We start from the raw sequence: 21,474 nt of genomic DNA on the forward strand, positions 1-21,474 counted from the left end.
GCCGAGCATGAAACTAGCTAAATTTCTTGAGTTAAATACTCAAGAAAAAGTTCAGCAAGTTAAGATTTTGACCCTACAAAAACGATTTGGTTCCGATTTTTGTAATAAACTAATTAAAAACTTAGATCAAGCATTGGTCTTTAGGCTCGCAATAGTAGACACGGAAATCGATAAGGTCTGTAAATCACCTGAATTAGAAGCTTATTGGCAAGACATATGGCGCCTTTGTGGTATTAATCCCAAAGAAACAGCTGCCTTAAATCATAAACCCGTGCATGAATATCACCCAATGACCACCGTTCCCTCATGTTTTGACTTACTAAAAGGACTTTATCTTTATGAGATGTTTAGGAAAACGTTCAAGGATATGGATATAGAGCATACGGAAGAATTTTATAAAGATGCTGAGGAATATTTGGTAACTTCAGGTCTATATGGGTGCTTTTTTGCTTTAAACGCTTTATGCAAAGGTGGGTTGGATTTATTAGAACATAAATTTGATGATAAAATTGCAGAAAAGATAATTTTCTATGCCAAAATTGCCGCAAATTATCATTTATCAGCAGGTTACCTACTCTTATCAAATGTCTATCAAGAACTACTTAAATATCAAAATCAATCTAACTTGGTTGGACTGAATTTACCTCTCCTATCATTTCAAGCAATGAGTGTCGCAAAAAAATTAGAACCATACTCTGCTCCCATGCTTAACAACGCGTATCAAGGAAAAACATTATCAGAAGCAAGTAGCGGACTAATAAGTAGTTTTTCACAAGGATTGCTGAGATTGCAACAGCATTTGCAATTATCCTCAAAAGAGGTAGAGATTGCTACAAATAATGCAATAACTGAAGTATCTTCAATTAAAAAAACATACAGCCTTGAAAATGAATCCATTGATGAGGCTGCTAGAATAGATCGTTCTATCGGCGCTTCAAGATCATTGTGAAAATAAAATACGTACTGAACCTAATTACTTAAATTTTTTCTGTAATTCATTTTGGAGTAATAAGTTACTGTTTCGCATGAGCCAAAATACATTTCCTGCAAAAACCACAAATATTCCTCTGTTTTCATCACGATGCAAATGATATTGTACTAGTCTGTAAAATTTGAGAACTGGATTTAAGTTCAGAGCATTAGCCTGATGCAAAGGGAAAACGAGATGATAAAAAATATTTATGGTTCACAATTTAAAAAATATTATTTTATTACTCTATTATGCCTCCTTTCACTTTTACGCTCTTATCCCACATTTGCGGCACACAAAGTCATCAATTTAGAAATTGCTTATAAAACAGTCTACTTCGCGAATAGGCCAGCTAAAGCGATTGCTGTCAATAATCAAATTCCTGCACCTACCTTACATTTTAAAGAAGGGGATCAGGTAACGATTAATGTGTACAACCACCTCGATAAAGGAACGGCCATACATTGGCATGGTGTCTTGGTTCCTTGGCAAATGGATGGTGTAGAAGGTGTATCTCAAACTGAAATTCCACCGGGTGGTGTTTTTCACTATCAATTTACTTTAAAGCAATCCGGTACTTATTGGTACCATGCCCACGCGGGCTTACAAGAGCAACAGGGTTTGTATGGAGCATTTTTGATTGATCCCAAGAAACCATCTCCTTATGCTTATACTAATGATTATGTGATTGTTTTATCAGATTGGATTAATACCAAACCCGAGCATGTTTTAGCCAATCTTAAAAAAGATGGGGATTATTATGCTCCTCGCTTTCCACTACAACCATCGCTGGTAAAATTTATTCATGATTATCAAAAAGCATCTAAAAAAGAACGACAAAGCCTTCTTGATGATTATAAAAGCATGCAACAAATGCGCATGAGCATTTATGATATAAGTGACGTTGCTTTTGATGCTTTTTTAATGAATGGCCATCCTAATACAGATCCATGGACCGCACCCGTTAAAGTAGGTGATATCGTTCGCCTGCGATTTATTGATGCAGGAAGCAGTACGATTTTCCGGGTCAAAATACCTGGATCGATGATGAAAGTTGTACAAGCTGATGGAAACGATGTAAAACCTTATTCCCTTAAAGAATTAACAATTTCACCTGCTGAGACCTATGATGTTTTAGTTAGAATAGAAAAAAATGAACCCTATATTATTTATGCAGGTTCAAAAGATACTGTAGGAACTGCATATGGTGCTTTAAAAACAGCGGCAAATCAAATCGTTGACTACAGTCAAGTAAAGCCATTTTCAGAGCCCATCCCTGTCACTCGAGAAATGATGAACATTATGATGGGTGGCATGTATCAAGGCACCTTACCCATGAATCAACAAAAGCAAAACACAGCAAAATCTTCAATGAAGCCAATGCACTCCATGAAAATGGACCATAACATGCCTATGAATCATTCCATGAACATGAAAATGGACCATAGCATGGATATGAGTCATTCCATGAGTATGAAAATGCCCACTGAGCCCACTCGATTTAAAGATACAATAGCCCCTTCTGATTCATCCTATATGACTTCACTGGAAACAAATTATCGTGATCTAACTGCCGCAATCCCAACCAATAATCCCAATAAACCTGTAGAGGGGGTCATTAATCTGGAATTATTTGGCTACATGGGGCAATTTATTTGGTTCATCAATGGTGTGCCTGGTTATAAAGCAAAACCGATTCCTTTGAAACCTGGTAAACGCTATCGTTTTGTATTTACAAATACATCCATGATGCATCACCCCATGCACATTCATGGCCATTGGTTTATTCTACGCACTGGAAAGTATGCCTTTGATCCATTGAAGCATACACTTGATGTTCCCCCGGGAGGCACCATAACTGCTGATGTAGACACTGATGCAAGCGGCCAATGGTTTTTCCATTGCCATATGCTTTATCATATGATGACCGGGATGAACCGAGTCTTTCAATATACAACCATAGTTGAAATCGCTGAACACAAAGCCAAACCGGAAGACATTGAGAAAAATACGAATTATTATAATCGCCCCATTACGGGTCGATGAAGCACGCAAACCGATTAATTTTCATTTAGTAAAGCATCCCATGGCCCATGGAGGAGGTTTTTGGTTTGCAACTTTTGTGGATGTGAGTGCCGATCCTTTGCATAATGCACAACAGCTTACTTACAAGGGCATGTATGGCCCTGACTACAATAAATTGGAATTATTTATCAATGACGCCGAACTTTATAAGAGCACGGTTGAAAACGCGGATATTGATATATTTTACTGGCATCTAATCAGTCAATTTTGGGCGGTTAAAGGGGGAGTGAACTATTTTAATCAACCTGCCTCACAACCTTATTGGCAAGCAGGTCTTGGTTTGGAAGGGTTAATGCCATTTTTCATTGATACGGATATAAGAACTTATTTTTATGGTGGCAGCGCTAAATTTGATATTGAACTATCTCGAGATACCCAAATTACCAATAATTTCTTGATCAGAACAGGGATTCGCAGCATTTTAGCAACCAAAACAGTAGTCAATGCTCAAATTGGCAGGGGCTTGAATCAAATGCGTTATACTGTAAGGCCCTATTACCGTCTTATACCCGGTATCAATTTATTTGTTGAATATGAAAATGAACATGATTATGGTGCGTTTAAAACCTTTGAAGATACAAGTACTACTCCAGATATCTCCAATACAGTTTCTTTAGGCGCCTCGTTCCTCTTTTAAAACATGGGAAAGAAGTTAGGATGAGGGTTGTTCCACAATATCACCCAAGCTACACTACGTTTAAAAAATTGGAACTATGGATGTCTACATTGAGGAATACACAAGGAATACTTATCGACAATGCGAATAAACTCTTTGATGTTTTAAGTAAACTAATCCTATTGCTGATTATCATAAGTGCTTTTGTTCCCTTCTCTCCCAAAATGCCAGCACCGGGAATTGACCCTTCATGGGCACTGGGTTTAAATCAAGCAGTTGCTCAAGGTTTAGCTTTTGGCAAAGAAATAATATTTACCCTAGGTCCTTATTCATTTCTATATACAAAAACCTATCACCCATCAACTGATCTTTTGATGATTATTGGATGTCTTTACTTAGCACTATGCTACTGGATTTCTCTTCTTTTTTTAATGAAACCAAATCGATGGTACTGGACTCTAATTTATTGTGTGCCTTTTTTAGGCATGATGTATGCCCGAGACTCTCTATTTTTTTCTTACCCCTTGCTTGCAGGATTAGTCAGCTTTAAGATCCTCTTTTTAAAGAATAAAATTGAAAATCACTCTCTTCTGGTGTTTACTTTTTTTCTATTTGCTCCATTTGGCTTAATGGCATTAATCAAGGGCTCAATGCTCATTATTTGCCTTCTTATGCTCATTATTTGTTTTATTTTTTTTCTTGCCCACAATAAAAAAGAACTGGCTTTGATTTGCCTGGCCGCGCCATCAGTATCAATCGTTATATTTTGGCTTGCAGCAGGACAACCTTTATCCTCTTTGTCTCAGTACCTCATCAGTTCTCTCGTTATCGCATCAGGATTTACTGAGGCGATGTCTTCTGGCGGAAATATAAATGAGGTCATTTTCTATTTGCTAACTTGTGTGTTAATTTTCTTAGCCATTTCATGGCGAAAACAAATGCCACGCGGTGCAAAAATATTTTTACTGAGTATGTATTTTGTTTTTTTATTTGTTTCTTTTAAAACAGGTTTTACGCGTCATTCTGGTCACGCATTTATACCAGGAACTTCTATCTTGCTTGCAGCACTTTTTTTATTTTTTATTTTTAATTCATGGGTCAGTTATTTACTTATTTTTGTGTCATTAAACAGCTGGTATTATATTAATAGTCAGTATACTCGCATATCAATTCGTGATAACTTCATTTCTACCTACTCCAGTGCATGGCATGGTTTAAAAAGCAGAATACAAGACCCTTTCTGGCTCGAAAAAAATTTTACTTTTACGATGAACTTCATACGCGAGCAAGCTGGATTCCCTATTTTACAGGGAACTACTGATATTTACTCATACAATCAAACTTACTTAATCTCCTCGCAAAATATTTGGTCACCACGTCCAGTCTTTCAGAGCTACTCAGTTTTCAGTCAAGGCTTAGCTGAGGACAATAAAAAACACCTGCAAGGAAAACATAAGCCCGATAACATCATTTTTACGATTGAACCCATTGATCAACGGATCCCCTCACTGGAGGATGGTGCAAGCTGGCCTTTGTTACTAACTCATTATCTACCCACTCATTCAACTAATAATTTTTTATTTCTCCGTAAAAAGGAGCATCCTCATCACACAAACCTCACTTTATTAAAAAGAGAGTTCCATGTCCTTGGTGAACAAGTTGATATACCAAAAAAACAGCTGCTGTTTGCTGAAATTGAATTAAAACCAACAATATTGGGCACAGTAGCAGCCATTCTCTTTAAACCACAAGAATTGCAAATCACTTTGACGCTAGGAAATGGCACCACAAAACACTATCGTCTTGTTGCAAACATGGCGAAATCAACTTTTCTGCTTTCTCCCCTTATTGAAAATACTGTTGAATTCTCATTACTTTATAAGAAAGATAATGAATTAGAAGCAAAAAGAGTAAAATCCGTGGTTATTGCCACAAGTCAGAGAAACAATTGGCATTGGAATAATACTTATACCATCAATTTTAAGGATACTGCTGCTCATTAAAGGAAATGTGTTCACAAAAAAACCCTCTCTCATGGGAGAAGCTAGGCATTTACTCGCTTTTCGTTTATTTGTTATCTGTTCAGGGGGCATGCTTGAATCTTGGTGAAAGGTTGGATTTGAGCGCAGGTTGCGCGAAAATAACGCTGAGGAAACGGAGCATACATCAGATCAGTATGTGAGGCTTCCGAAGTGTTATTTTCGCGTAAGATGCGCCAAATACAGCCTTTCGGGGAATAGGGCGTGAACGCTTACTTTATTTGTGTAATGAATACCCCTCATTAAGCCAGCCTTGTAAACCGGTTTCCAATGAGGAAACATTGGTATAACCCATTTTTTGTAAGTTATCTGCAGCAAGAACACTCCGAAAGCCACCACTACAATACACAATCACTTGGGTATTCAAATCAGGAATTTTCTTTTCAATATCTCGCTCAATAACCCCCTTGCTTAAGTGGATTGCTGTTGAAATATAACCTGTTTCCCATTCATTCAACTCGCGTACATCGACAAGCTGCATGGGTTCATGGCGGTCAATTTTTTCTTTTAATTTTTGGGGTGCTATTTCTTTAACACGTTTTTTGGCTTCTGTTACCAATGCTAAAAATCCTCGTGAATGCTGTTTCATTTGCCTCTCCTGATTTTTATTATTTCCATAATGTACCAATTTTCATCTGTATTTACTAATATTTCAAAGGGTTACATCAAGTTCTATATTGCATTCTTTATTAAAACCTTCGTGCCATCTTTATCCACTTGATCTTCTTACTAATTTTTAGGTTACACAAAAAAACAAACAATGTGATATATTTTGATCATAAAGAACATTTATTGCTCTTTTATTCCAATGTTATAGGAGTATTCATCATGGCATATAAAAAATTAGCACGAACTTTTTTTAACGTGGGTAAAGAAGCTATAAAACGGCATCCGGATAAACAGAGATTCGCCCAGAAAGCATTAGAGTACGTTGAAACATTCGTAGGTGAAAAAGAATCTTCTCCAATTATCACAAAACCCAAAAAAACTTTTCAATCTATTGAAAAGATACTTACTGTCAAAGAAGATCAATTTCCAAAAATTGCAGAATCAATAGAGGAGCAAGGTAAGGGACGGTATATTTTTAGAGGAATAAGCATCAGGGAATTGAGAGATATCCTATCCCATGAAAAATTTATATGTCCCTCTAACCTTAAAAAAATAAGCCATTATAATATTGCAGAACATGTTGTTGTTAACAATAGTTCTCAATTTATTTCTTTTACCCCATCATTAGCGCTTGGTGCTCGATATGCAAGTACAAGTACCATAATACCTACATCAGGAGCAATATTGGAAACTAATCTGCCCCCATTCTTTATTAACTCCAAAGAAGTACTCGCAACTCATCCCGAGTTATATCGACGTTATCAACAACGTCAAGAAAGAGACAAAGGTATAAACGACACAGTAGCTTTCATGGGAATAGATGGAGTCATGGAAACAACGCTTGGAAACTCTGAGATCACCATGATTAATAAACTGGGTAGAACCTATGTTGGATTAGGAATGCAGGATATAAGGGCAGCTCACATCTTAACTGTTCCTGGAAAAATGTTACATTGGATGAGTATAAAAACACCTGTACATGAAGTATGTATTGAAAATCCAGAGTTTAAGCCTCGTGTTTGTGCGGTTAAAGTTGGTTTTACTGAAAATGATAATTACCTTAAAGAAGAGTTTGAATTAGTCAATCAGAGAAATCGTGAGATGGGACTTATTCCTCCTGAGAGCAGAGTGATTACTATGCATGAAGCAAAATATTTAGCACAATCGGGCATATTAGATTTGCTTAATGACATGTACGATATTGATGAAACCCATGTATTTTCACATGTTCCAAGCAGTATTCCGGTTAATGATAAAGAGGCTCTTATGGGCTATATGATTCAAACCATTGAATCATTGCCAAATGTTACGAAAAAAGAATCTAGAGTAGAAGTAATTACCGATGAACCATCTCAGAGTCCTAAAACTTTGTAAATTTGGTTTAGATGAAAACGTAATACATATGGGAGTGATTTTTGCAAAGCTGATTTAAATTGCTCCCTCCAAATTAACGCCCCTTACGGATTCGCTTAAACCAACCTTTTAACTCAGGCCAAAAAGCAATTGTACTTAGAATAAGGGTAACCAAAATAACCGCAACGACCATTTGAACAATAGGAAACTTCAGTTCCTCACGCCCCACAAACCAACTTGCAATTGATCCTGATATTACAAAAAGTAATCTTAAAAGCCACTGAATCATACATAATTCTCCGAATAATTTAAGTGCTTAAAATGACATTCAATGTAATAAGCTCATTTTTTTATTAGGGTCTGTTTGCATTTCGCTAGATTGAGTCAAAATGGACAGTTTGGCCAAGATAGTAGAAAGGTAAACAGACCCTATTTTTTTCTTCGTGCGTATAACAAAGCCATGACACATGATGCTTTGCGCGAAAACTCATCACTGCCTCGGCTGGTAAGAATAATGGGAACATGAGCTCCTAATACCATACCAGCAGCTTCAATATGTGATAAATAAGTCATTTGCTTATAAAGCATATTACCTGACTCAACATCAGGAACTACTAAGATGTCTGCATTACCAGCAACTGGAGAAAAAATACCTTTTGTACGTGCTGAATCCATAGAAATTGCATTATCAAATGCTAAAGGACCATCTAAAACCCCTCCGGTTATCTGTCCACGCTCAGCCATTTTACACAAAGCCGTAGCATCGAGTGTAGATGGAATTTTTTCATTTACCGTTTCAACTGCTGAAAGGATTGCAACATTAGGAGTACCTAATTCGAGTGCATGGAACAGATCAATTGCATTTTGCACGATGTCACATTTTTCTCTGAGATGAGGAAAAAGATTAATTACTGCATCAGTTAAAAATATAGGCTTGGAGTAACTAGGTACTTCTAGAGAGAATACATGACTCATACGGCGCCCAGTCCGTAAACCATTTTCTTTGGCGACAATTGGTCTCATCAACTCGTCCGTATGAAGTTTACCTTTCATTATCGCTTCAACTTTTTGTGTCGCAGCGAGTTTTACTGCTTTTTCAGCTGCTTCAGTGCTGTGTTCTGTTGCAACGAGTTCATATGACGAAATATCAATATTGGCTTCTTTTGCGGCATCAAGAATTTTTTGCTTCGGGCCAACAAGAACAGGGATAATTAAACCCTCTTCGGCAGAAGCAATTGCACCTTTGAGTGACAATACATCTACCGGATGTACTACAGCTGTTTTAAGAGGTTTTAGTGAATTTTTTACTTTAATTAAGCGATGATACCAATGCTCTTGTTTTGGTTTCAGCTCTACTGTAGGTAGCTCAATACGTTTTCTCTTTATTTTAGTTGTTGGTGCAATCACTGTTGCAAGACCGCTAATCACTGTTTTTCCCAATTGATTGACACACTTACAATCAAGCTCAACAATATGTTTTTTTGGTATCTTCTTCACCACTTCAAGTGTTACAGTAATTGTATCGCCAAGACTAACTGGATGCTCGAATTTTAGAGTCTGATCTAAATAAATGGTTCCAGGTCCGGGTAGTTGCGTTCCTAAAACTGTAGATAAAAGAGATGCGCTCCACATTCCATGAGCGATAATTTTATGAAACATGTCATTTTTAGCATATTCCGCATCAACATGCGCAGGATTCACATCCCCTGACATGATAGCAAAAAGCTCAATATCTTCTATAGTTAATGTGCGTACCAGTTGCGCTGATTTGCCGATTTTAAGCTCGTCAAAGACATGATTTTCAATATCGCTCATCTTTATGCCTGCTATAAATAAAAATTGATGCAACAACTTAAAAAATTATCGCATTTAAAGAGAAGCATCATGCCTCATATTTTGAGGCACAATGATACATTTATTTTATATGGTCGATTTTTATGTCTCGAGATTTACCTTTAGCTTCTGCTTTTTTAGGCAGATCAATCCAAAGCATTCCTTTTTTAAAAGTAGCTTTAGCCTTATCGATATCTACTGTTGATGGTAATGAGAGTGAACGTTCATATTTGCCATAACCAATTTCTCGAGAAATATATTTTTTATTCTCATTTTTTTTAGAAGTCGATTTTTCACCTGTAATAGTAAGTACATTACCGCTAAAAGACACATTAATGTCTTTTTCATCCATACCCGGCATTTCCATTTGAATGGTAAAATGATCCTTATCCTCAACAACATCCATTGAGGGAATAAGATTCAGACTCTCAAATTGTGATAAATTCTTATTTGACGCAAACATATCATAAAAATCATGAAATGCTTTATCAACTTCCTGTTGAAGGCTCAAAAAAGGATTATGAGAATGTTCAATTGAAAAAGGATTTCCTTTTTTCCATTTTAATAGCGTGTTCATGTTATAGCTCCATCTAAATTTATTTTGTTCCATTAATAAGATTTGTAAACTACACCAACTACAGTTTGATACACAAAAGTAATTTGTCAAGGCAAGGCAAATAATTTCCATTATTTAGTCTACAGTTTAATCAATGGACCCCTTTAGTAGGGTTTGGTAAGAGGTGTAATATTATTTTATTTATCATTCAAAATGATTTAGGGAAGAGATGATTATGATGCATGCTATGGTTATGGAAAAATCAGGACAAAAATTAATTTATAAAGAAGTAAAAAAACCAGAACCCAAAGAGAATGAGATACTCATTAAAGTACGTGCCTGCGGTATTTGTCGAACGGATCTGCATGTTGTCGATGGAGAATTAAAAAATCCCAAACTGCCGCTTATTCCAGGTCATCAAATTGTAGGCATCATTGAAAAAATTGGTGCTTCAGTGACTCATTTTGTAATTGGAGAACGAATTGGAGTGCCTTGGTTGGGCGGGAGTTGTGAGACATGTTCATTTTGTTTATCAGGGCGTGAAAACCTTTGTGATGAGGCCCGCTTTACTGGTTATCAAATTGATGGCGGATTTGCTGAATATTGTGTGGCAAACCACCAATTTTGTTTTCCTATACCCGAGGGTTATTCCGACGATCAAGCCGCACCTCTTTTCTGTGCTGGATTAATCGGTTATCGCGCTTTATTGAAAACAAACAAGGCCAAACATTTGGGATTATATGGTTTTGGCGCAGCAGCACATATTCTTATTCAAGTGGCACAAAAAGAAGATCGAAAGATATACGCCTTTACTAGCCCTGGAGACAAACATGCTCAGGAATTTGCTTATAAATTGGGCGCAACTTGGGCAGGTGATTCAGACAAGCCTGCTCCAAATTTACTGGATGCTGCAATCATTTTTGCTCCTGTAGGAGCTCTTGTTCCTCTTGCACTTCGTAACACAATCAAAGGTGGAATTGTAGTCTGTGCTGGAATCCATATGAGCGACATTCCCAGTTTTCCTTATAGTATTCTTTGGGGAGAACGAACTCTTTGTTCTGTCGCAAACCTCACCAGAAATGATGGCGAAGAGTTTTTATCATTAGCCCCGAAAATCCCTGTTAAAACAGAAGTTCATACTTATCCATTAACTGAAGCGAATCAGGCGCTAGCAGATCTACGTCATGGGCAGTTTACTGGAGCAGCAGTGATTACGATCTGAAATCAGCTTGTACAATCTTAGTCATTGGAGTCAATAAGTAGCAAATCCAACAATTTAAAAAACAAAACATATTTCTTGATTTGACTGATAAGATTTGGGACTATCCAGGTGCAGAGATCTCTATTTTTTATAAAAGGAATTGTTATGTTTCAACAAGCAATCGTGAGAATACCATCCCCCAATTTGATTCATGGATTAACCTCTACCACAGAGTTAGGTCAACCTGACTATGTAAAAGCTCTAGAGCAACATCAAAATTACATTAATACACTGATTCACTGTGGTCTAGAGGTAACCGTTTTACCTGCAGCAGATACTTTTCCTGATTCATGTTTTGTTGAAGACCCTGCACTGCTTACAACTCGATTCGCACTGCTTACGCGCCCCGGAGCCTTTTCAAGACAGGGAGAGGTTAATCTAATTGAACCATGTATCCAAACCTTTTATAAAGGACGAATCCATAAAATAGAAGCTCCTGGAACATTGGAAGCAGGAGACGTCATGCAAGTAGAAGATCATTTTTATATAGGTATTTCACAGCGTACCAACAAAGAAGGTGCTAGCCAATTGTCTGACTTGCTGACTCAGTACGGCTATAAAAGTACATTCGTAGAACTTAAAAAATTTCTGCATCTAAAAACAGGAGTTTCCTATCTGGGCAATGGATTTTTGCTGGTCAATGGTGAATTAGTGAATCATCCTGCTTTTAACTCCTATGAACAATTAATCGTTGAAGAAAGTGAAGCTTATGCAGCCAATTGCATTAGAGTTAATAACAACGTTATTATGCCTCAAGGCTTCCCTCGCTCAATAGAAATGGTTCAGAGTTCAGGTTTTCAAGTCAGCCTCGTAGATGTGAGTGAATTTCGTAAAATTGATGGTGGTTTAAGCTGTTTATCATTGAGATTTTAAAGAAATCTTCCCTGCCGATATTAAGGTTAGATCTTTGAAGATATAAAGTGATTCTCTAATTCATCTTTAAAATCATAGTAATATAATCGCTCATATCAATGAGCGATTTACCAAAAATTGAGATCAACTGTTATTTATTAAAACTTAAATGATGAATAAGTTTCTTGAGCATTGTGGTGTTCCGTTTCCTCTTCTAATTCTTGGTCACCAGAATATTTAGCAATTTTTATCAAAGTTTCACTTTGTGCTTCAATGAGCGTTTTATTCCTACCCTTTTCAAAAGATTGAGTCTGCTCAAGTGACATTTTCGGAAAAAAAAGCCCTTGCCGGTGACCTTGACATAATAATAGAGTATTCCTACAAATGGTTGCAAAGTCCTGTGCTCCTGCATTTTTAAGAAAAGTGTAGTCTTTAGGATAAGGTTTTCCACCCATTTTTTTAGCTAATGCTACAGCATTAATAGGATCTTTAATCAATATATCAAAATTAATTGAATCTAATTTTTCAGCATTCGCTAAACACTTGGCCCCACTATACAGTGTTTTAATGAAGGATAATTTTGGTAAAAGTATATCGAAACTCGTCTGATCTAAAATTTTTGCCTCCTTCATAATATTCAACATATTATATAAAGCGTTGTTAGTTAATTTTGCATTACACACAGCAATGATATTTCTTTCATTATGAAGTTCATTTTTTCGTAAAAACTCAATCACATCGGCAGTGTAGGGAGCGCATTGCGGTTGTTGCAACATAGTCACACGTGGAGCTGGGTTTGAGCACTCTGTTTTAGAAAATTGAACCCAAAACTGAGCCAAACCCAAAGCGTACTCTCGTCTTACACAAACATATATTTTTGTGGTTTCGTTATAAAGTTGTGCCTTTTGAAGTGTCACAAGAGCTGCAGCAACCTGATTGGAAAATTTAGGTACTTCAAATGCCATTTTTAGAAAAAGGTCATCTAAGCAGCCCTCTTTATTCAAGGTTTCCACTGCATCTAATAATTCACTACTTTCATTTGAGTGGGCAAAAATAGTAGATAAAATGAACTGTAAAAGCTCAGCTTTTAATTTCATTCTAACTAATCGTGCTGTCGCTGAGCTTAATGCCCAATCATCAATTTTCCCACTTAGAATTTTCTCTAAGTAAGGTTGTAGATCCCAACCTGCATTATTAAAATTGATAATGATATCTTTGGCCCAATAACATTTATCCAATGCATCATTTGCTTGAAATAAACTGCTTAGGGATTCCTGATTAGGGGGAAGGCATTTCAACAAATCGAGAAAGATATAGTGGTGCTTTACTTTTAGAATATTCATTAAATTAGGCAGAGTAACCAGACTTGAATTTTTTTCTGCCAATGTTTTCAGTATGCTATTAATAATTATAATGTCTGTTTCTTTTAATAAGGGTAATACTTCATCGCTATTTAAATCGCCTTTATTTAAAAGAGATAAGACATTAATAAAAAAAGAGGCATTTTTTGTTTGGGTAATTAACTCTAACTCTTTAAAAACAGCGATTAGTGCTGGAGGATTTTTTATTTTTTCCACTGCATAAAATATTTTTTTTTTATCGGATGCTGCTATATTTTTTGAGATAGTTATTACGAGAGGAGCTAAAGCTTTCGCGTCATTCGGGTGCCTTTCCAGAAATGCTACATTATCTTCTGTGAGTTGCTTTGCAGCATTTAAGGTATCAAGCGCCTCATACCCACCTAGTTGATTAACTAATCCTTCGAACGTTTTGCCACTTTCACTCATCTCCGTCCGTGTGTTTTTGCCTATTAAAATTTGGGCTAATTTCAGTAATGAGGAAGGAGATAAATTATCCTCCTTCAATTCATCATAAAAATTACGTAATTCTTTAACATGAGGCTCTTCTTTTATAAGGGTTCGTCCATAGCCTTTATTCTTATCATATCTTTTGAGTGCTTTTTTTATAGTTATTCTTTTCATTTACTACTCCTATATGCCTAACTTCTGATACATTATTTACTTTCTTTTTTGGGTTTTCACCATCAACAATAATACTTTAACAATATGAAAATATGGAATTTTTTTATTTTAGAATATCTTAAGTGGCTCTATGACCTAATCGAAGAAATAGCTCCTCCTCGTGTTAAAATTGATAGAGTTTCTACGCATCTTAATGCACTACTTTTAAAGAGCTAGCTCGAGGTATCATAGCTGAGTGATTTTAAATTGTATGTCATAGAAAACTCTTCTTCATAAAACCATGGGAAAACACTCATAATGCAACCCGCTTAGGCTAGTCATGTATTAACCACCAAATTAACATCTTGATTTCGCTGATTATTACTAAAACAAGTGCTTTACTTTAAGTTCGAAAAAGTTTATAATTTGTACAGTACTTATATACTGGAGTTCCTCGTGGCCACTACCCCCTCACCGACTCAAAATGCCCCAATGACCTTGACTTCAAGCCAGCTTGAACAATGGTTTGCAAATATAGAAAAAGGCAATGGGTCCACTACAACCGAAACAGACGCCTCTTTAGCAGCTCAATTTCTTGCTCGTTATGGACTATACGATGCTGCACAGGTGATTGAATTTCTTAAAACATTCGGCGGTAACGAAACTATAAATATGATCGCTAAAGCAATCATGGAGGAAGAGGCAGAAATTCAATATATTAGGGAAAAAAGTGCAGAAGAACTGCTCCGTCAGCAACGTCTACTTTTCCTTCTTATGTCATTTATTGAAAAGAGTAAAGCACAGGCAGAACATGTGAGCGAGCAAACGCAACAACAAATTGATCAAAAACTTAAAGATGTAAAAGCTGAAGGGAAAAAGGGCAACTCCATTGCAACAAATATGGTTGACGCCTACGCACGTGCCAATAAGATTCAAGAGCTTGATAAAGAACTAAGAAAACTAGAAGAAAACTTACTTGAAGTAGAAGAAGAGTTAGAAGCACTTGAAGAAGAAGTGTTATTAATGGAAGAAAATCATGCTTATCTCACTGATGATCTGGATCAGCTTAACGCCTATCTGCAAGTACCTCTATTCAATAATCAGCCAATAACGCACTATGTTGCCCATGCAAGTCAACAAATAGCAACCTTGACAACACAGCTCGCGACTCTTAGGGCACAGCAAGCAGCACCAATTCCACCCACTTTAAGTGATACCACAGAAGTGCAGCGGACAAAAGAACGTATTGATAGAAGAATTAGCATGTTGGAAGAGCGACTTTCCTTTCATCAAACGCAACTCCTGCAGCCTCCTCAGACTTCTGAACAATTATTCCAACAATTACTTGAGCGAGTCAGAGTTCGATTAAATGAACCAGAACAGATACATGAGTCACCCACGTACCGTGCGCGCGCAGAAGTAGGTCTAAGATTGCAAGAACGCGGGCTGTCTCAAGCGCTGCAAATTTTGAGAAACGAAAGAATTCTTCTTAACTCTCAGTTGGAACGAGTTTACGATTTCGGTCAAGCACAATTTATTATCGATCCAAGTCATATGTCTCGTTATCGACGATATGGAGATTCATATGCCTATTTTTCAGAAGATATAGCCCCTGAGCGCCAATTAACTGAAGAAGACTGGCTGCAAGCAAAACTAAATTATGACGAGTCACGATCTAATATTTGCACCGTTAACTTTTTCCACAACGATCAAATGAAACATGACGTAGAATCGCTTAGGGAACGAACTCATTCTTGCCAAAGCCGTGCACAATCGTTGCTGAACCGCATAGATCACGTTCAAACAACTAAATTGCAACTTCTACCAGAAAAAACACCCTTCAGCATGACACCAAAACCGCAACCCAAAAGCAGTTATTCACTCATGTTAGAGCGTTTAGTACCATCTCATGCCCCTGCTCCACGTCCGCAAGATATTCTTAACGCCCGTCATGAGCTTGAGGCAGTAGTTCCACCTGAGAGAAAAGGTGCATTACAAGAACTAATCAATGAAGTGAGACCTGGTGTAATTATGCCTCCAGAGAGAAGATATAGTTGGTTTAACAAATTCAGAATGTTGATGCCTGATATTCCCGTACCAGAAGCAGAAGAAGATTCAAAATTAAAATATAAAAAATAATCGAAATACTATCTAAGCAGTTGAATTCAAGAGGTCAGATAATCCGAGACATTCATGTCTCGGATACCTCTGCTCAAACGCTTATCCTACCCGCCCTATCATGTTGTGCCTGTTGTTACTCTATTCTTTTTTGATAATTTATTTGACACGAATTAACACTAATTGGTATCATCAGGATAATTAACAATTTATTTTTCACTCTGCAATATATATGAACAATAACTCGAGACATCCAATTTTTTTAAGCAGCTCTGCTGGGTTGGTGCGTGCTATTGTTTCTATCGTTTCAGTGGTTGTAGTGGTGGTCGTGGTGTTTCTCTCCTCGCCCTAGAGTCGCGTCTTTGATTATTCAGCCTCTCTAGGGAGAAGGCCGAATAATCAAGAGATATGATTTAACGAAATTGAGGAGATTCACCGTGGGAAACACACTTGATGCAGGCGCATCGCAGCAACAAAAAACAATAACCTACCGCGCTCTTTTTATCATTAGTTTATGCGCTGCATTTTTATTTTATAAATACATCCTCCAAAACTTTCCGAGTGTAATGCCTCAACAATTGATGGATACATTTAATCTACAGGGATTAGGCCTTGGTGTTTTATCCGGAGTTTATTTCTGGACCTATCTTATCGTACCACTATTTGTAGGAATCGTTCTCGATCGCTATGGCACACGATGGGTTACAACAGGAGCGATTTTTTGTTGTGCCTTTGGAATTTATATTTTTTCTCAGGCTCAGGAATTAAACACCGCTATTTGGGGGCGTGCCTTGACCGGAGTTGGCGTTTCTTTTGCTTCCATCGCCTATTTCAAATTAGCAGCAGTATGGTTTCCTAAAAAACATTATGCGTTGCTAACCTCCTTACTTGTTACTGCCGCAATGGTAGGAGCAATTTTTGGACAAATGCCACTCGCATGGTTGATTAGTCAGGTAGGATGGAGAACCAGTTTAGTTTATATGGCCTGGATGGGCATCATATTGGCCTTCTTGTTCTTTTTTATTGTTAAAGACAAACCTTCTTTCTCCATTGAACCCTCAGAATCCAAAACTCCTCATGCTTCTAAAAACCCACATTTATGGCAAGATATTTTATTAATTGTAAAAAATAAACAAAACTGGTTGTTAACCGGATATAGTGGTTTAGCATTTTCTCCCATAGTTATTTTTTGTGGTTTATGGGGAAATCCTTTTTTACAAAAAGCATATCATTTAGATAAATTAGTTGCCCCATCTCTTATTTCTTTAGTATTTGTCGGATTGGCGATTGCATGCCCTGTATTTGCTTTATTTATTAATCGCATTCAAAATCGCTGTGCATTTATGTTTTACAGCACATTGATTTCTGCTTTATCCATTAGTTTGGTCATCTACGCTCACCCTATGCCAATTTGGTTATTGAGCGTACTACTTTTTCTCTTTGGTTTTAGTTTGGGAGCATTTCCAATAGTTTTTGTAATCGGGAAAGAATCCAATCCATTATATCTGGCAGGTACAGTAACCTCTTTAATCAATGCAAGTGATGCCTTCCTGGATGCAATTACTGAACCAGCAATAGGAAAACTTCTTGATATTTTTAGTAATGCAGATGTTTCTCATGGCTTTTCATTATTTAGTTATCATATTGGCTTGGCTGTTTTACCTTTATACCAAATAATCGGTGCATTTTTGATGAGATGGGTTAAAGATGAACATCGCACAGTTCATTAAAAAATTGTTCATTAAGCCTTAGTTGTGAGGCTTAATGAATCGTCAATGATTTCTTTAATCTCGTTCCCGTGCAAACGGGAATCCATTTCTTAGTGTTATTCTACACTCTCAACATGAACATATACCCAGGCAAATACCCCTGAAGCTAACTTCACTTTGACTCGTTTATAATCTTCAACCTCATATGAGTCTGCTTTCTTTAGTTCTTCGATACTCACATCAAATACCATGCCTTCTATGCTGTCTGTAAATTTCCCAGTATACGTGATAATGGGATGCTCCTCGTCACCACTTGTAGTAATAACATCGATATCTTTGATCTTTATTTTAGACATGCCGAATCCTGGAAGAGTATCTGCTGTTCCATGTAATTTTCGTCCAAAATTGCTCAGTTGCACTGCCTCATAACGTAACGTGCCATAGGAAAATAATTTTTCAGTATTCATTGCTTCTACTCATCAAAATAATAAGCGATTATCCAGATTTTTTTATCAATAACAAGATAGTAGAAATGTAAACAGACCCTAGTTAATGATTTTTATTTTGATGCATGCTTGAGCTAGCTACAACTTTATTACGACCCATTTTTTTTGCCTGATAAAGTGCTTCATCAGCTTTTGATATTAAGTCATCTACTTTCTTACCATCATAAGGATAAAAAGCAATTCCAATTGATATGGTAACCGAAATAGGTTTTTCCTGATTGATTTCAATTGAAAACTTCTCAATAGACTCCCGAATTGCTTCTGCTTTCGATTTGGCGGCATCCAAATTAGCAATTCGTAAAAAAATCATAAACTCCTCACCACCCCAGCGAGATATTAAATCATCTTGTCGACATATTTGTCGTATTTTTGTTGCAAACTCTAAAAGAACCTGATCACCCACCAAGTGTCCATAGGTGTCATTCACTTTCTTAAAATAATCAATATCGATTAATAAAAGAGCGAATGTAAATGGATGTTTTTTAGCTTTTAAAATTTCTTTTTGCAAGTACTCTTCAAAAAAGCGTCGATTATAAACACCAGTTAGACTATCTTGAGTAGATTGGGTTTTTAGAACATCACGAAGCTTAATATTGTATATACTTAATGCAGACTGTTCGGAGATAATTTGCGCCAACGCAATCAATCGTTGATTATCCGTATTTAAGCCAAATTCAACATAAAATAAACCTAACATTTCATTTTGAGCAAATAAAGGTAAACAGGCATAGCTTATAGGTTTTTTTTCACCATTTTTAATATGGTTACACAAAACACCTTCCGTTGTATCAGCAATATAATAAGATTGATGTCGTAATAAAGAGAGGCAATCCTTAGGTGTAAAAAGGAATAAATTAGAAACCGGTTCCCCCCAGCTCAGTACTCTGCTAATCAAGTTTAAATTGTCTGAAGAAATAAGATAAACAATCCCCGAAGTTCCTGATAAAATTCGTTTACTGTAATTTTTAATTATTTCAATCGCATCATCCATAGAAAGACTTGATTGCAAGAAACTCATTAGCTCTTTCAATAACTCCAACTCTTTATTTTGAATTTCAAGACTTTTAACTACATTTTCCAGCTCTACTTTGGACTCCTCCAGTTTTTTTTCATTTTGAATGCGCTGATGAACATTGATTGCAAAATGACTTACACCAATAAGCTTACCCTCTGAATCATGGATAGGATTGTAATGTATTTCAAAATCTAATCCGTCATATCGTTTGTCTTTAAATGACTCAACTACTGTGAATCCGGTACCTTTCATTGCTCTTTCCCAAAGCGACATCGCTTTTTTTTGATTTTCAACACTCATTTTCTGTAAAAGCGCTCGGAAATTCATACCAACTTCTAAATCAATTTTGAAAATACGATAAACCTCACATTTATACATTGTATTAAATGCAATAAAATCATAATTCAAATCAATTGCAGCAACTAAATCACTGCTGCCTTCGATAATTCCTTGCAAACGTTCACGTGCATTTGCTAGCTCAGTTTGTGTTCGCTTTAATTTCTCAGAGTTCCCCTTTATAAACTGCAGTGTATGAATTAAAAATCCGGAAAGCAGAGCTATAAGTATTCCAATGATCAAGATCATAGCGGGGAAAAAGGAAGTAATAACCTGATTGTGAAGTACAATGGAAGGCCAAAGAACGATCCTCCAATTTTGTCCATATAAAGGAAGTGTAATACTGTGTTTCCATCCTTTGTAAAATTTATGATCTCGAGGCGCATTAGTATATAAAAGCCCAGAAGCATCATAGATACTCAAATTATATCCTTGAATATCCATTTTTTTTAAAATATCTTCTAAGAATACCTCTGTATTTAGGATGCCTACCATAAACCCTTGGAAATGATTTTCTTGTAACATGGGGCTGAATAGTAAAATTACTCTGTCTCCCTCTGCCAAATCAAACTGAGTGCTTATTTGCAACTCATTTCTTGCTAAACTTTTTAGCATTTCTCCGCGTCGATCAGGATTATTGAAAAGGTTATATTCTTTAATGAATTCATTACCTTCCTCCGGGACAATCCAACGTATCGCATATTTGTTATCAACCCATATAATTGCTCTGTAACCCGGTTGATCATGAATATAGTGCATCATATCCGCTCGCCATTCACTTTCAGGGTTAGTTTGCTGATTTAGCCAACGATAAGTAATTCTTGAAAAAGAGGATGCAAGTTCTGCTGTATACGATTCAACCACATCCTCTACATTTTCAACTTTCAACTGTAATAACATATTTAACGAGTTTTCTTGATTTTTTTTAGTGAACTGCCATCCTAAAACCGTGATGTTTAAAATCACGAAAACTGTTATTAAAGGAAGGGATACACGTGAATGCTTTACATTTTTTGAATTAATATAGGAAATGATTGCTAAACTTAAAAAGATTAAGCCCAAAGAAGTATAAATTGAAATTTTCATCCATCGTCCAGCACCAAAATGTGTTGCGAACTCAATAAAATGATTGGTAGTTGCAATAAATCCTAAACTTAAGGTAAAAAAGACACCAAATAAACACAACCCAAGCCAGTAATTGGAAAAGTGAAATGAAATGATAAGGAAACAAAGAGCAATAATTATAAAGCTTAAAGCAACACTCGATGCCATATTGCCGGGGTAGTGATGAAAATCCAGTGAAAAGACGTTCATAAAGAATGCATCAATACCTAAATTAACATTAAAAATGTGTTCAGATAGAATAACCCCGGAAAACAATAAGAGAATACTACTTAAGACTCGGCTAAATTGGATAAATTTTCTATTTAAACAAATTAATGATGAGCCTGCCAAAATAAAGCAGAAAGCCGTAGCTGGTCTCATAAAGATATATCCAGGTAACTCAACTGATAAATGAGCATTAAAATACCGGACGAATAAATCAAAAAGACCGGTAAGAAAACAGATTACCCCGGTTAAATTCGTAAACGCTTTATAATATGTCTTTTCATCCATACTCTTTTCCTTGGCGCTATAAATTTTAGTATAAGCCA

At 36.4% G+C, this 21,474-nt stretch carries 14 protein-coding genes and 1 pseudogene; 8 read left to right on the forward strand and 7 right to left on the reverse strand.

Features of this window, described 5'->3' with window-relative positions:
- The first annotated feature begins 7 nt into the window (after positions 1-7).
- The 3 genes and pseudogenes from Lani_RS08345 to Lani_RS08355 all read left to right on the forward strand — a co-directional run bounded on the left by Lani_RS08345 (position 8) and on the right by Lani_RS08355 (position 5,674).
- Complete coding sequence (locus Lani_RS08345; protein ID WP_019232364.1) at positions 8-949, forward strand: DUF5630 domain-containing protein; 942 nt, start codon at positions 8-10, stop codon at positions 947-949.
- Positions 950-1,165: 216 nt separating this feature from the next.
- Positions 1,166-3,692, forward strand: a pseudogene (locus tag Lani_RS08350) (copper resistance system multicopper oxidase).
- A gap of 80 nt (positions 3,693-3,772) precedes the next feature.
- Entirely contained in the window at positions 3,773-5,674 is a 1,902-nt protein-coding gene (locus Lani_RS08355) for a hypothetical protein (RefSeq protein WP_058388502.1), read from the forward strand.
- Between the two features lie 253 nt (positions 5,675-5,927).
- On the opposite strand, the gene Lani_RS08360 is transcribed toward Lani_RS08355, so the two are convergent.
- Positions 5,928-6,299, reverse strand: a complete 372-nt coding sequence (locus Lani_RS08360; protein WP_019232366.1) for a rhodanese-like domain-containing protein — start codon at positions 6,297-6,299, stop codon at positions 5,928-5,930.
- Positions 6,300-6,538: 239 nt separating this feature from the next.
- On the opposite strand from Lani_RS08360, the gene Lani_RS08365 reads away from it, so the two are divergent.
- Positions 6,539-7,693: a hypothetical protein gene (locus tag Lani_RS08365; protein ID WP_019232367.1), complete on the forward strand. Its 1,155-nt coding sequence runs from the start codon at positions 6,539-6,541 to the stop codon at positions 7,691-7,693.
- Between the two features lie 73 nt (positions 7,694-7,766).
- Here Lani_RS08365 and Lani_RS08370 read toward each other — a convergent pair whose 3' ends face one another.
- The 3 genes from Lani_RS08370 to Lani_RS08380 form a co-directional block, all read right to left on the reverse strand.
- Positions 7,767-7,961 (reverse strand): hypothetical protein, encoded by a 195-nt coding sequence (locus tag Lani_RS08370; RefSeq protein ID WP_019232368.1) that lies wholly within the window; start codon positions 7,959-7,961, stop codon positions 7,767-7,769.
- Positions 7,962-8,101: 140 nt separating this feature from the next.
- Positions 8,102-9,487 carry a bifunctional enoyl-CoA hydratase/phosphate acetyltransferase gene (locus Lani_RS08375; protein ID WP_019232369.1) on the reverse strand — a complete coding sequence of 462 codons (1,386 nt, stop codon included), beginning with the start codon at positions 9,485-9,487 and terminating at the stop codon, positions 8,102-8,104.
- A gap of 100 nt (positions 9,488-9,587) precedes the next feature.
- Positions 9,588-10,082, reverse strand: coding sequence for an Hsp20/alpha crystallin family protein (locus Lani_RS08380; protein ID WP_019232370.1), 495 nt, complete (start codon positions 10,080-10,082; stop codon positions 9,588-9,590).
- 217 nt (positions 10,083-10,299) lie between these two features.
- Between Lani_RS08380 and Lani_RS08385 the strand changes: the two genes are divergently transcribed.
- Together Lani_RS08385 and Lani_RS08390 are read left to right on the forward strand one after the other, a co-directional pair.
- Complete coding sequence (locus Lani_RS08385) at positions 10,300-11,283, forward strand: zinc-dependent alcohol dehydrogenase family protein (protein WP_040522027.1); 984 nt, start codon at positions 10,300-10,302, stop codon at positions 11,281-11,283.
- A gap of 144 nt (positions 11,284-11,427) precedes the next feature.
- Positions 11,428-12,195: a dimethylarginine dimethylaminohydrolase family protein gene (locus Lani_RS08390; RefSeq protein WP_019232372.1), complete on the forward strand. Its 768-nt coding sequence runs from the start codon at positions 11,428-11,430 to the stop codon at positions 12,193-12,195.
- Positions 12,196-12,332: 137 nt separating this feature from the next.
- Here Lani_RS08390 and Lani_RS08395 read toward each other — a convergent pair whose 3' ends face one another.
- Positions 12,333-14,156 (reverse strand): hypothetical protein, encoded by a 1,824-nt coding sequence (locus Lani_RS08395; protein ID WP_058388503.1) that lies wholly within the window; start codon positions 14,154-14,156, stop codon positions 12,333-12,335.
- Between the two features lie 435 nt (positions 14,157-14,591).
- Between Lani_RS08395 and Lani_RS08400 the strand changes: the two genes are divergently transcribed.
- A complete protein-coding gene (locus Lani_RS08400) occupies positions 14,592-16,274 on the forward strand; it encodes a hypothetical protein (protein ID WP_058388504.1) in 1,683 nt (560 codons plus the stop codon).
- Positions 16,275-16,690: 416 nt separating this feature from the next.
- On the forward strand, positions 16,691-17,983 hold the full coding sequence (locus Lani_RS08405; protein WP_058388505.1) for an MFS transporter: 1,293 nt from the start codon (positions 16,691-16,693) through the stop codon (positions 17,981-17,983).
- 95 nt (positions 17,984-18,078) lie between these two features.
- Here Lani_RS08405 and Lani_RS08410 read toward each other — a convergent pair whose 3' ends face one another.
- Positions 18,079-18,429 carry a gamma-glutamylcyclotransferase family protein gene (locus tag Lani_RS08410; protein WP_019232376.1) on the reverse strand — a complete coding sequence of 117 codons (351 nt, stop codon included), beginning with the start codon at positions 18,427-18,429 and terminating at the stop codon, positions 18,079-18,081.
- Between the two features lie 82 nt (positions 18,430-18,511).
- Positions 18,512-21,436 (reverse strand): diguanylate cyclase, encoded by a 2,925-nt coding sequence (locus Lani_RS08415; protein WP_019232377.1) that lies wholly within the window; start codon positions 21,434-21,436, stop codon positions 18,512-18,514.
- Between the last annotated feature and the right edge of the window lie 38 nt (positions 21,437-21,474).

Source organism: Legionella anisa (genome assembly GCF_001467525.1).
Lineage (GTDB): Bacteria > Pseudomonadota > Gammaproteobacteria > Legionellales > Legionellaceae > Legionella > Legionella anisa.